The 12,479-nt window shown below is 67.4% G+C and carries 11 protein-coding genes; 3 read left to right on the top strand and 8 right to left on the bottom strand.

Annotated elements, in window-relative coordinates; translation table 11 throughout:
* Positions 1-66: 66 nt before the first annotated feature.
* The 5 genes from IIE29_RS01375 to IIE29_RS01355 form a co-directional block, all read right to left on the bottom strand.
* Entirely contained in the window at positions 67-1,311 is a 1,245-nt protein-coding gene (locus IIE29_RS01375; RefSeq protein ID WP_209323398.1) for a M20 family metallo-hydrolase, read from the bottom strand.
* Between the two features lie 128 nt (positions 1,312-1,439).
* Positions 1,440-2,168: an LmeA family phospholipid-binding protein gene (locus tag IIE29_RS01370; RefSeq protein WP_209323397.1), complete on the bottom strand. Its 729-nt coding sequence runs from the start codon at positions 2,166-2,168 to the stop codon at positions 1,440-1,442.
* Between the two features lie 28 nt (positions 2,169-2,196).
* Entirely contained in the window at positions 2,197-2,958 is a 762-nt protein-coding gene (locus IIE29_RS01365) for a LutC/YkgG family protein (protein WP_209323396.1), read from the bottom strand.
* On the bottom strand, positions 2,955-4,463 hold the full coding sequence (locus IIE29_RS01360) for a lactate utilization protein B (RefSeq protein WP_425491427.1): 1,509 nt from the start codon (positions 4,461-4,463) through the stop codon (positions 2,955-2,957). Before IIE29_RS01360 ends, IIE29_RS01365 begins: the two co-directional genes overlap by 4 nt.
* Positions 4,460-5,455, bottom strand: coding sequence for a (Fe-S)-binding protein (locus IIE29_RS01355; protein ID WP_209323395.1), 996 nt, complete (start codon positions 5,453-5,455; stop codon positions 4,460-4,462). The genes IIE29_RS01360 and IIE29_RS01355 overlap by 4 nt, the downstream gene beginning before the upstream one ends.
* Positions 5,456-5,735: 280 nt before the next feature.
* Here IIE29_RS01355 and IIE29_RS01350 point away from each other — a divergent pair, with 280 nt between their 5' ends.
* On the top strand, positions 5,736-6,656 hold the full coding sequence (locus IIE29_RS01350) for an SCO6745 family protein (protein ID WP_209323394.1): 921 nt from the start codon (positions 5,736-5,738) through the stop codon (positions 6,654-6,656).
* 2 nt (positions 6,657-6,658) lie between these two features.
* On the opposite strand, the gene IIE29_RS01345 is transcribed toward IIE29_RS01350, so the two are convergent.
* The 3 genes from IIE29_RS01345 to orn all read right to left on the bottom strand — a co-directional run bounded on the left by IIE29_RS01345 (position 6,659) and on the right by orn (position 9,483).
* A complete protein-coding gene (locus IIE29_RS01345; protein ID WP_209323393.1) occupies positions 6,659-8,317 on the bottom strand; it encodes a SulP family inorganic anion transporter in 1,659 nt (552 codons plus the stop codon).
* Entirely contained in the window at positions 8,314-8,685 is a 372-nt protein-coding gene (locus tag IIE29_RS01340; RefSeq protein ID WP_209323392.1) for an ArsR/SmtB family transcription factor, read from the bottom strand. The genes IIE29_RS01345 and IIE29_RS01340 overlap by 4 nt, the downstream gene beginning before the upstream one ends.
* A 177-nt stretch (positions 8,686-8,862) precedes the next feature.
* Complete coding sequence (gene orn / locus IIE29_RS01335; protein ID WP_343071755.1) at positions 8,863-9,483, bottom strand: oligoribonuclease; 621 nt, start codon at positions 9,481-9,483, stop codon at positions 8,863-8,865.
* 180 nt (positions 9,484-9,663) lie between these two features.
* Here orn and IIE29_RS01330 point away from each other — a divergent pair, with 180 nt between their 5' ends.
* Together IIE29_RS01330 and IIE29_RS01325 are read left to right on the top strand one after the other, a co-directional pair.
* Positions 9,664-11,283: a DUF8094 domain-containing protein gene (locus IIE29_RS01330; protein WP_343071754.1), complete on the top strand. Its 1,620-nt coding sequence runs from the start codon at positions 9,664-9,666 to the stop codon at positions 11,281-11,283.
* Between the two features lie 145 nt (positions 11,284-11,428).
* A complete protein-coding gene (locus IIE29_RS01325; RefSeq protein ID WP_209324091.1) occupies positions 11,429-12,400 on the top strand; it encodes a tetratricopeptide repeat protein in 972 nt (323 codons plus the stop codon).
* The last annotated feature ends 79 nt before the right edge of the window (positions 12,401-12,479 follow it).

Raw genomic sequence — 12,479 nt, 5'->3', positions numbered from 1 at the left:
GCCATTCTCACACATCGCCCGCGCGCACGGCGGCTCCCCAGCTGTGAGGACGCCCACCTGCGGCTGTCAGCCGGCGTACCACCGATCGACGCGCAGCACGGTCTCGAGCAGCACGGAGACGCCGGGCATGATGTCGTCGAGATCGGTGAACTCCTCAGGACAGTGGCTGCGTCCGTCGACCGAGGGGACGAAGACCATCCCGACCCGGGTCTTCGCGGCGATGATTCCGGCATCGTGGCCGGCTCCGGAGAACATCGTCGCCCTGCTGAGGCCGAGATCGTCGGCGACGGAGGCGATCGTCGATGTGACCGGCTCATGCAGTGGGACCGGCGCGTCGTCGGTGGTCCATTCGACCTCGACCGAGACACCGCGCCGGCTCGCCTCGGCAGCGGCGGCATCAGTCAGCCGACGTTGCGCTTCGTGGAGCCACGACCCTTCGGGACCGCGGAACTCTCCCTCGACGACGGCATTCTGGGACACGACGTTGACGGCCTCGGGCGTGAAGCTGATCTGTCCGCAGGTGCCACGCGTGTTCTCACCCGAACCTGCGATCGACTCGACCGCCAGCACGGTGCCGGCGGCGGCGCAGCCCGCGTCGGCGCGGACGTCCATCGGGGTGGTCCCGGCATGGTCCTGCCGTCCGGTGAAGAGCGCGCGGAAGTGGTTGATCCCGGTGATCGTCTCGACCACGCCGATCTGCCTTCCGGCGCGTTCGAGCTCGGGACCCTGTTCGATGTGGAGTTCGAGGAACGCGGTGACCCGAGCGAAATCGTAGCGGGCGTTCAGGAACGCCTCGGGATCGATCGCGGACTCGGGAAGGGCTTCGGCCAGAGTGCGACCAGTGGGATCGACTGCGGCCAGGGTCGAACGGTCGACGAGTCCGGTCATCGCCCGAGACCCCACACAGAAGAGGCCGAAGTCATTGGGCTCCTCGTTGAAGAACACGACGATGACGAGATCGTGGTCGAGACGGACGTCGTTCTCGCGCAGCAGCCGCACGACCTCGATCGCTCCGAGAACACCGGTGATCCCGTCGAACCGACCGCCGCCGTCGACGGTGTCCGTGTGCGAGCCGAGCATGATCTCGCGCCCGCCGAGGCGACCGCGCAGGAGGCCGATGACGTTGCCGGCCCCGTCGATCCGGGTCTCGAGACCGGCCTGCTTCATCAGGGTGCGAGCATAGTCGCGCCCGGCGACGTCCTCTTCGCTCAGCGCCCGGCGGGTCCAGCCCGGTCTCGAGGAGTCGGTGAGGGCGGCGAGTTCTCCGAGTTCGGTCGCGAAGCGTTCGCGGACCGGTGAGATGATGCTCATCGTCGAGCCTTTCAGGGTCTGGTCAGCCGGCGTCGGTGCCGGCTTCGGGTGCCGAGTACGACTGTAGCGAGCGCGGCGGTGACGAGCGAACCCGCGAACCGGGCGAGCATCGCTGAGCTGACCTGGCCTCAGTCCAGCGTCACCCCGGAACCGTGCAGGCGCACGGACAGTCCCGCCTCGGTGGCGGTGATGTCGGTGAGTTCGAGACCGGCGGGCAGGAAATCGAGGTCGATGACGATATCGGAGATCTCCGAGGTGAGGAAGCCCGGCAGCGATCCCACATCGACCTTCGCCGAGCCGAGCCGGATCGTGGTCGCATCGACGACGGCGCGTCGGCCCTCGGCCGTCGGCTCGATGCCGATGAGCAGGTCCTGGCCCAGCAGCGAGCCCTTGAGGAAGAGCTCGCCGTCGACGGTCGTGAACGTCATCCCCTCGGGCAGGGAGGCATGCTCGGCCGCGAGCGCATCGAGCGTGGAGTGGGGGAGCACCGCGGTGGCGTCGACGGTGCCGATCGGTCGGGAGGTGTCGGTCGGGACGTCGTAGAGGCGTGCGTCGACGTCGGTGAAGTCCACGTCGTCGTAGGTCGCCTCCGCCGCCGTGATGTGCACCGTCTCGAGCTTCCCGGCGGCCAACTGGGTGAGCACGGGGAAGCCCTCGACGGAGACGTCGGCCTCGCCGTAGTCCTGCAGCCCGTCGGCGATGCGCTGCTCGGTGGTGTAGTCGACGATGCGATCGGCCGCGATCACCCCGATGATGAGGGTGATGACGATGACGATCGCGGAGACGAGGACCGTCGTCCTGCGCGACCTCCGCCGAGGCTGCTTCTGCGGGTATTCGAGAGTTCTGGCCGTGGTCATGGACTCCATTGTCCCGCAGATTCGACACTCACTCGTTCAGGATCACGACATCGAGGGTGCGCGGACCGTGCACTCCTTCGACTCGGCTGAGTTCGATGTCGCTCGTGGCCGAGGGCCCGGAGATGAACGTCAGCGGGTCGCGTGCGTCGAGCCGGGAGATCCCCTCGGGCACGATGTCGACGATATCGGCCACGCGGACGATGCACACATGGTGGTCGGGCACGAGAGTGACCGCCCGGCGCCCGCACACCTGCGAGCCGTCTAAGACGATCGTTCCCGTCTGGGCGATCGCCACCGCCGAGGCGGTCACCACCGCCCCCTGTGCGTCGAGCTCGTCGACGGTGAGCTCCTCGCCCGGGGCGTCGACGCGGACCTCACCGTCGAACCCTGACAGCCAGGAGGTCTCCAGACCGTGGGGGACGACGACCGAATCATGGGCCTCGATCAGCTGCGCGATCGTCTCAGCGGGATCGCCCGTGGCGCGATGAACGTTCGCTTTGTAGTCGACCAGACGGTCGATGAGCAGATCGACGAGTTCCTCACCCGTATGCGTGCCCTCGTGGCGGTACCCGACATCGGCGGCCGTTGCGCTCGCCTGGCTCGCCGAGGCGGCTGAACCGGATTCGTCTGCCGCACCTGCAGAACCTGCCGCACCTGCAGAACCTGCCGCACCTGCGGACCCCGCCGAAGCGGGCGTTCGGGCAGTCGAGGACACATAGTCCCCGCCGCCGCGACGACCGAGAGCCTCGTTGATGCGGGCGAGGATCTCCTCGCGAGCGGTGCTGGTCATTTCTCGCCTTCCTCTTCGGCCCACAGCTGACGGAAGCTCTTGTTCGGCAGAGCCGGGATGTCGCGACTCGACGTCCAGGCCCCGGCGATGCCGGGCAGGGCGTTGATCTGCTCGCCGCGGGTGACCGCATGCGCCAGGGGCAGGCCCTTCTCCGTCGCGGTCATCCGCTTCCCGTCGCTCATCATCCACGACGCGCCGGTGAGGGCGGCATCGAGCTGCGAGGACACGGGGGAGTGATTGGCCTGGACGTCCTCGCCCCTGAGGTGGACGAGGATCTCGGGGATGTTGATCTTCACCGGGCACACGTCATAGCAGGCGCCGCACAGACTCGAGGCGTAGGGGAGGGAGCCGTTGCCCTGCTCCTCCACCCCGGTCAGCAGGGGCGAGAGGATCGCGCCGATGGGGCCCGGATAGGTCGAGCCGTAGGCGTGTCCGCCGGTGCGTTCGTAGACGGGGCAGACGTTCATGCACGCCGAGCAGCGGATGCAGTTGAGTGCGGTGCGGCCGTGCTCATCGGCCAGCGCCCGGGTGCGGCCGTTGTCGAGGAGGACGAGATGGACGTTCTGGGGCCCGTCGCCCTCGGCCCTCCCCGTCCAGAACGATGTGTAGGGATTCATCCGCTCACCGGTCGACGAACGCGGCAGCAGCTGGAGGAAGACCTCGAGGTCGGCGAAGCGGGGCAGCAGCTTCTCGATGCCCATGACGGTGATGAGCGTCTCCGGCAGGGTCAGGCACATGCGCCCGTTGCCTTCGGATTCGACGACGCCGAGCGAGCCGGTCTCCGCGATGCCGAAGTTCGCTCCGGAGATCGCGACCTTCGTGGTGAGGAACTTGTGCCGCAGGTGTCTGCGCGCCGCCTCGGCGAGGACGGCGGGCTCATTGGTCAGCTGTCCTGCGTCGGGCATCTTGTCCATGAAGATGTCGCGGATCTCGTCGCGATTGCGATGGATGGCGGGGACGAGGATGTGGCTGGGCTTGTCCTCGCCGAGTTGGACGATGAGTTCGGCGAGATCCGTCTCGAAAGCGTCGATGCCTGCGGTCTCGAGATGTTCGTTGAGACCGATCTCCTGCGTGGCCATCGACTTGACCTTGATGACCTCGCGACGGCCGTTCTCCAGCACCGGAGCGTTGTCTGCGACGAGATCGGTGACGATGGCGTTGGCCTCATCGGCGTCCCGGGCCCAGTGGACGATGCCGCCGGCGGCGGTGAAGGCCTCTTCGAACTGCGTGAGGTATTCGGGCAGGTTGGCCATCACCTCGTTCTTCGTGCGAGCCCCGGCCTCGCGCAGTGCCTCCCAGTCATCGAGTTCAGCGACCACGTCGGCCCGCTTCTCACGGATCGTCGAAGTGGCATGCCCGATGTTGTTGCGCAGCTGCTGATTCGACAGATGCTGATGCGAGACGTCCGGGAAGGACTCCGGCTCGATGATGTTGCCCTGTCCGCCCGGAAGATCGGTCTGCTGCCGACGCTTCGGCGGAAGCAGCGGCATTCCCAGGAAAGTCATCGCAGGCTCCCTCCGCTCACTGCTGCTCCTTCACTCGGGACCCGGAGCGGGTCCTCCTTCGTCGATGCGAGGATCCGCGCGAGGTGCACGGTGGCCTGACCGACTCGGAAGCCGGCCTGCACACGGCTGGGCTCGACGGGCGCGCTGCCGTCCTCGCCCGGGGTGCGATGGTCGTCGTCATCGGCTCCGACCACCGCGGTGAGGTGCTCGGATCCCTCGTTGCCGACCGTGGTCGAGCTCGTCTCCTTGACGTGGACGGCAGTGATGTCGGGCGCGCCTTCGAAACGGCCCGTCCGCTCGAAGCGGGAGATCCCGCCGCCGATGTGCAGCAGACACGAGGCGTCGCCGCCTGTGCACACATCGGCGGCGGTGGCCTGAATGGTGCGGACCTTGTCGGCGAGCATCGCGGACGAGACCTCCGGGTTCTTCACGGAGAAGGTGCCGCCGAAGCCGCAGCAGGAATCGGCCAATGGCAGTTCGACCAGGTCGATGCCTTCGACGGACCGGACGAGGGAGGACTGCCGGTCGCCGAGGCGGAGCAGGCGCATGCCGTGACACGAGGGATGGTAGGTCACCCGATGCGGAAAATAGGATCCGAGGTCGGCCGCGGCATCGGTGACGCCGAGGACGTCGGTGAGGAACTGGGTGAGCTCATAGGTGCGCTCGGACACCTCGGCGGCCGCCTCGGCGAGGGCCTCATTGCCCATGCGGCGGGCGATCAACGGCTGCTGGTGCCCCAGGGAGGCCACGCAGGAGGCCGAGGGGGCGACCGCGGCGTCCCATTCGGTGTTGGTGAAGGCCCGAACGTGATTGGCGATGACGGGTTCGGCCTGGGCGAACTTGCCGGAGTTGATGTGCATCTGCCCGCAGCAGGACTGGCCCAGGGGGAAGATGACCTCGTGGCCCAGCCGACGGAGGACGGTCACGGTCGCCTGCGCAACCTCGGGGTACATCGCATCGACGATGCAAGTGGCGAACAGTGCGATCTTCATCTGACCTCCAAGCCGGACATTGCGGTTGTGCAGGTCGCGTTTCGGTCCGCTCGACATCGCGGGCGAGACGATCCTCCGGCACTCCGTGCTCAGACGGTAGCACCGGGCCGGTGCAGAGCAAACACCTGCGCCCGGGTCCGACCGTCGGGAGCCGCCGCGGCGGGCTGCGCGCGCCGGCCGCTGTCGCGGTGAACCGATTAAGAGAGCATGGGACTGCGCTAATTGCCGACCGCAGCAACGAACCGTTTACCCGCAGCGATGCTGACCATAGGATGACGACATGGAATCCCAGCGCACACAGAGCATCCGAACGGTCTCCGCCCGGCTCAACTCGATCCATGCGGCGATGTACTTCTCCTCGACGGTCGGCGCCGTCTACGCCGAACACGGCCTCGAGCCCGGAGTCGAAGGCAATCTGGTCGCCCGCACCGCTCCATTGGGGCGAGTGGAACCGGGAGTCGTCAGCGCCGCCTATTACAACTACTCCCCGAACTTCATCGCCGATCTGCTGCCCGGCCTGTGGGAGAAGGTGACTCCGGAGGAGATGGTCCGGGCCCGCTTCGACGCAGTGGCCGCCTACATGCACGAACTCTTCGGCGACCGCGATGACATCGCGCTGCTCACCGAGGCGGCCACACAGGTGACCGAGACCATCGAGCCGGTCCTCGCCGCGATGGACTTCGCCGGCCGCACCCTGGCAGCGGCCACCGCCGACACGATCGGCCGACATCGGCCGAACACCGCCTTCGAGAAGCTGTGGGACTGCGCGACCATTGCGCGCGAGTTCCGCGGCGACGGACACGTCGCCTCCCTCGTCACCGCCGGAGTGCCCGGCATCGACGCCCTCATGCTCGACGTCGCCGCCGGGACAGGCTTCCGACCGCGGGCGGCGCAGAAGACCCGCGGCTACACCGACGAGGAATGGCAGACCGCGCAGTCCGGGCTCGCCGAGGCCGGCCTCATCACCGTCGACAAGGACGAACGCGGATTCGACCTGCCGACGATCACCGAGGCCGGGCGCGAGCTCAAGGAGCAGGTGGAGCTGCTGACCGACGGCACCGTGGCCGCGGCCTGGTCGGTCCTCGACGACGAGCACATCGAATCCCTGCTCTCACCCACCCGCACGCTCGTCAAGGTCATCGCGCAGTCGGGTGCATTCCCGACGAACGTGTTCGCGCAGCCGGCGAAGAAAGCCGGCTGAACTCAGCCCGCCCGCTCCACATGGGAGCGGGCGTGGGTGACGGCCGCGGGCAGTTCGTCGAAGAGGTGCCGGTGGTGGCGGAGGGCGCCGAGCACTCCGACCTGCCGGAACAGTCCGGCGTGGCCGTCCTTGACGCCCTTGATGAGCACGGTGATTCCGCGCCGTTCGAAGGCCCGGACCATATCGCTGAGGATGTGGGCGCCGGTGGCGTCGACGAGCTCCAGCTGGGACATGCCCAGCACGACGACCGTGACTCCCTGCAGGCGCATCACCTCGTCGAAGACCCGGTCGGCGGAGGCGAAGAACAGCGGTCCTCCGAAATGGACGATCGCGATCGACTCGTCTCCCGGCCTCGGCTCGGTGCTCTCGGACAGGCGCTCGATGCGCACTGCGGTGGTGGACGAGAGCTTGCGCAGAGCGAAGAACGCGGCCACCACGACGCCGATGCCCACAGCCACGATGAGGTCGAAGGAGACAGTGATGAGAGCGGTGATGACGAATCCCGCGGCGTCGGATTTCGTCGACCGCAGGATCGCACGCATCGTGCCCAGGTGCACCATCCGCACGGCAGTGACGAAGAGGACCCCGCCCAAAGCGGCGAGCGGGATCCGACTGACCGGAGCGGCGGCGACGAGGACGATGAGCAGCAGCACGAGCGCGTGGACGATGGAGGCCAGCCGCGTGCGTCCTCCGGCACGGATATTCACCGAGGTGCGGGCGATGGCACCGGTCGCGGGGATGCCGCCGAAGAGTGAGGACCCGATCGAGGCGATGCCCTGCCCGACCAGCTCCCGATCGGGCTGATAGGCCCCGGCATCCGACATCGACGAGGCGACCCGCGCCGAGAGCAGCGATTCGATGGCCGCCAGCGCAGCGATCGTTCCCGCCGCTGGCAGCAGCGTTGGCAGCGTGGCCGTGTCGATGATCGGCAGAGTGGGGGAGGGCAGGGACTGCGGAATGCTGCCGATCGTCGCCAGCGGATTGGGCACGAGGCCGGCGATGACGGTGACGATGACGATGCCGATGAGGGAGCCGGGGATCGAGGCGTGGATCTTCGGTGCGAGCACCATGCACGCGGCCACGATCGCCACCGCACCCAGGGAATAGGGCAGATAGGCCCAGTCGGCGGCAGCCACGAGCTGCACCGCTGCTGCGAAGGCATTCGTGCTCATCTCGCCCGGGGAGAGATCCGCGGGCGTGGTCACGAAGGGCACCTGTTGGAGGAAGATGATGGCGGCGATGCCCACGGTGAAGCCCTCGATCACCGGCCACGGAATGAAGGAGACGGTGCGGCCCAGCCGCAGCAGACCGGCCGCGGCGACGATGATGCCGGCGATGAGGGTGACGGCGACGACCGCCTGTGGCCCGTGACTGGCGACGATGGGCACGAGAACGACGGCCATAGCCCCGGTCGGACCGGAGATCTGGACGTGCGATCCGCCGAAGACCGCGGCGAGGAAGCCGGCGACGATGGCGGTGATGAGGCCCTGCTCGGCCGTCAGCCCCGAACTGACCCCGAAGCCGAGGGCAAGCGGCAGGGCGACGATGCCGACGGTGGCTCCGGCCAGCAGGTCCTTCGGCCAGGACCGGCGCGCCTCACGGTAGTCCGCGAGAGAGGGCAGCAGGCCGCGCGCGTGTCGCAGCACCGATGCCGGACTCATCGGCTTCCCGCGCCGGGGATCTGCGGCAGCGTGCGCGCCTCCGAGAGCCGCACCTCGTCGTCCTCGAGCATGGTCAGCAGCAGGCTCCTGGCCACGGCGAGCAGCTCGGCGGTGCGACGGTCGGCCAACCGGTAGTAGACGTGGCTGGCTCGCCGTTCCGATTCGACGAGGCGGTGCCGGCGAAGCACGGCCAGATGCTGGGACAGATGCGAGGCCTCGAGGCCGGTCTCGGTCTGGAGGTCGGCGACGCTGACCTCCTCGGCGCCGGAGAGCAGCTCGAGGATGCGGATGCGGAAGGGGTGGGCGAGGCCCTTGAAGAGATTCGCCTTCACCTCGTAGAGGGGACGCTGAGACTGATTCAATGGCATGATGAATCCATCATCTCGCTGAGTCACGGAAAGCAGTGCGGAGTCTCACGCGGCGGGCAGTGGGAGTCTCAGGCAGTGAAAAGCCCGGTCCCGCATCAGCGGAACCGGGCTGAGATAGGATCGCCGTCGCATATCAATCGAGGAGAGCGCGGTCCGATCGCCCCGGGGAGGAGGCGATCAGCTCTCGTCGGTCTGTTTCGAGAAGTTTCCGGCCACCTCGGCGGCGATCGACTTCGCTTCGTCGGAGCTCGGCCCCTCGGCGGAGAACACGGCCTTCCGGTAGTACTGGAGCTCGATGATCGAGTCGATGATGTCACCGAGCGCCCGATGGCCGCCGTGCTTGGCGGGGGCCTGGAAGTAGGCGCGGGGGAACCACTGCTTGCTCAGTTCCTTGATCGAGGAGACGTCGATGATCCGGTAGTGCAGGTGGTCGACGAGTTCGGGCATCTGCTTGTTGAGGAACACTTTGTCGGTGCCCACCGAATTGCCGCCCAGCGGGGCCTTGCGCGGCTCGGGTACGTGCTGCTTGACGTATTCGAGGACCTGGGCCTGCGCCTCAGCGGCGGTGGTGCCTGAATCGAGTTCGGTGATCAGCCCCGAGGTGGTGTGCATGTCCGTGACGAACTCGTTCATGTTCGCACGCGCCTCCGCCGAGGGGCGGATGACGATGTCGATGCCCTCGTCGAGGGGCTTGAGATCGAAGTCGGTGACGATCGCGGCCACTTCGATGAGTTCGTCCCTGACCTCGTCGAGGCCCGTCATTTCGCAGTCGATCCACACAATCCTGTTATTGCTCACCGGGCCAGCTTAGTTCAGGCCGGACGCTCGGAGCATCCCGGGCCCGTCTGCGGCCCGCACATCTGTGAATGCCGACACACACTGAGCGTGGGCACAAAGGCGATGTTCGGCATGTGACTTAAACTTGGAGAGTCCCCGAACCAGGGGTGCCATTTTGCTCGGCTGAGGGAAGGTTCGCTCGTGCGCTACACATTCGCTGTGATTCTCATGGTGGTGGGTGTCGTCGTCGGTGGCCTCGGCATCCTGCAGAAGACCCTGTGGGCGCCGGAGGATACGATCACTGCCACCGCGCAGATCGACACCGACAAACCGGCGGTCATCGTCGACCCCGGAATGCTCAACCTCTACAGCACCCCCGCCACTCTCACGGTCAAAGGCAGCGGTGACCTGACGATCGCCCAGGCGCCGATCGAGAACGTCGAAGCCTGGGCGGGGCAGTCCGCCTATGACCGGGTCACCGGGCTGGCCCAGGAGGGCAAGCTCACGACGAAGTCTACGGACGGCGAGGAGAAGGTCCCCGACCCGACCGGCGACGATCTGTGGCAGGCGCAGGTCAGCGGCACCGATTCGGTCGAACTCGAATGGAACGACGATGCCAACCGCACCGGCTTCCTCATCGCCGGCAACGGTGAGCCCGGACAGATCAAGACAGTCACCATCTCCTGGCCCAACCACGCCGACACGCCCTGGGCGCTCCCGCTGATGATCACCGGCGGCGTCGTCTTCATCGGAGGTCTCGTGCTGCTCTTCCTGGGTGCGAACCGTGCGAAGAGGGAAGCGAACCGGCGCAAGGCGCGCCAGGAGCGCCGCCGCAAGCTCGCCGAATTCGGAACCGCTTTCGCCATCGTCCCCGTGCTCGCACTCAGCGCCTGCGGCCCGGAGGAGCTGCCGAAGCCCGAACCCTCGCAGGAGCCGAGCTCGGCGGGCGCCGGAATCACCGACGACCAGGCCGAACGGATCCTCGAGTCAGTCGCCCAGGAGATCAAGGCCGCGGACAAGGGCGCCGACAAGAAGGCTTTGGCCAAGCGCGCCACCGGCCCTGCCCTGCAGCAGCGCGAGGACGCCTACAAGGTGAAGAAGAAGGTCGAGGACCAGAAGCTGCCGCCCGCCGTGGCCAGTGGGGACATCGTCGCGAACTACACCTCCGCGACCGATGCCTGGCCGCGGGTGACCAGCCTCATCACCTCTGCCGGCGGAGACACGCAGCTGCTCGTGCTCACGCAGGAGGATCCGCGCAGCGACTACAAGCTCTGGTCGCAGACCCAGCTGGTGGCCGGCACGAAGCTGCCCGAGCTGCCCGACTCCCGGCAGGGAGCGAAGATGCTCGAACCCGGCGCCAAGGACTTCGTCGCGACCCCGGAGAAGGTGGTGGCGAACTATGCGAAGGCCCTCGGCGAAGGCAAGGGATCGAAAGAAGCGAAGAAGTTCGAGTCCGACGACTTCTCGAAGTCGATCTGGAAGAACCAGAAGGAACAGAAGGCCAGCGCCGAAGAGGGCAAGGCAGAGGTGAAGTACGACTACACACCGGGCAAGGAACTCGTCGCTCAGGGCACCGCCGGCGACGCCGCCATCGTCACCGGCGTGATCGAAGCCGAGTCGACCATCAGTCCGGAGTCGAAGGACGGCCGCACCGGCACCCTGTCCCTGTCGTCACCGCAGAAGGAACTCCTCGGCACGGACTCCACGCAGCAGCCCGTGACCACGACGACCACGCAGGTGCTCACCTTCCTCGTCCCCAAGGACGGGAAAGTCAGGCTCATCGGCGGGCTCGAAACGCTGGCAGGAGCGCAGGCGGGCTGATCCGGACCCTTCGGCACCGGCGAGGCCATGGGGGAATAGCCGCAGGCTGACGGGTGCTGATACGTTCTGTTGGACAGATAAGGACCAGGTGAGAGACCGACGTCGCCGGCCCCACCGATCGCGTCACAAAGGAGACCACGTGTCAATGGATCCCTCGCAGGAGAACACACAGCAGAATCAGGGACTCGACCTGTCGGCTGTGCGGAGTAAGAACCTGCCTCCGGAGCAGGCCGGAAATGCGGGACAGGCACCTGCCGGGGCGGGCCCTGCCGGCGCAGGAGCAGCCGGTGCGCAGGACCCGAACGCGGTCGCCGTTCCGTCCCTGGTCTTCGACGTCGACGAGGCCGGTTTCAACAGCGTCGTCGCGATCTCGGACCGAGTGCCCGTCGTCATCGACCTGTGGGCCGAATGGTGCGAACCGTGCAAGCAGCTCTCGCCCGTGCTCGAACGCGTCACCGAGGCCTACGGCGGGCGGTTGGTCCTGGCCAAGGTCGACGTGGACGCGAACCCGCGCCTGCAGCAGGCCTTCGGCGTCCAGTCGATCCCGACGGTCGTCGCGATCGTCAAGGGCCAGCCCGTGCCGCTGTTCCAGAGCGCCCTGCCCGAACCGCAGGTCAGGGCCTACTTCGACGAGCTGCTCAAACTCGCCTCCGAGAACGGCGTCACCGGCTATGCCGTCGCCGACGGCGCCGAACCCGAACCGTCCGGCCCCGCACACCCCGAAGCGGAGGAAGCCCTGGCCAAGGGCGACTTCGACACCGCGGAGAACCTGTTCAAGGCCGCACTGGCTTCCTCACCAGCCGATGAGGAGGCGAAGTTCGGTCTCGCCCGCGCCGGGCTGGGCCGGCGCCTCATCGACAAGGAACCCGCCGAACTCATCGCCGCCGCCGATGCCGACCCGACCGATGTCGAGGCGGCGAAGGCCGCCGCCGACGCCGAGGTAGTCGGGGGCAATGCGAGCTGCGCCTTCACCCGACTCATCTCCCTCATCCGCACCACGGCGGGCGAGGAGAAGGAATCCCTGCGTCTGCGCGTCCTCGAGCTCTTCGAGGTCCTCGGCGCCGACGATCCAGCCGTGACCAAGGCACGGACCGCACTCATGAGGGCACTGTTCTGATCCAGCGAATCCGTCTCATCACCGCCATCCTCTTCGGCGTAGCCGCTCTCACGCTCGCCGGACTGGTCATCTCCGCGCT

This window comes from Brevibacterium renqingii, from assembly GCF_017808095.1.
GTDB lineage: Bacteria > Actinomycetota > Actinomycetes > Actinomycetales > Brevibacteriaceae > Brevibacterium > Brevibacterium renqingii.
Note: the sequence above shows the minus strand (reverse complement) of the source record. Positions and strands in the feature narration are given on the sequence as shown.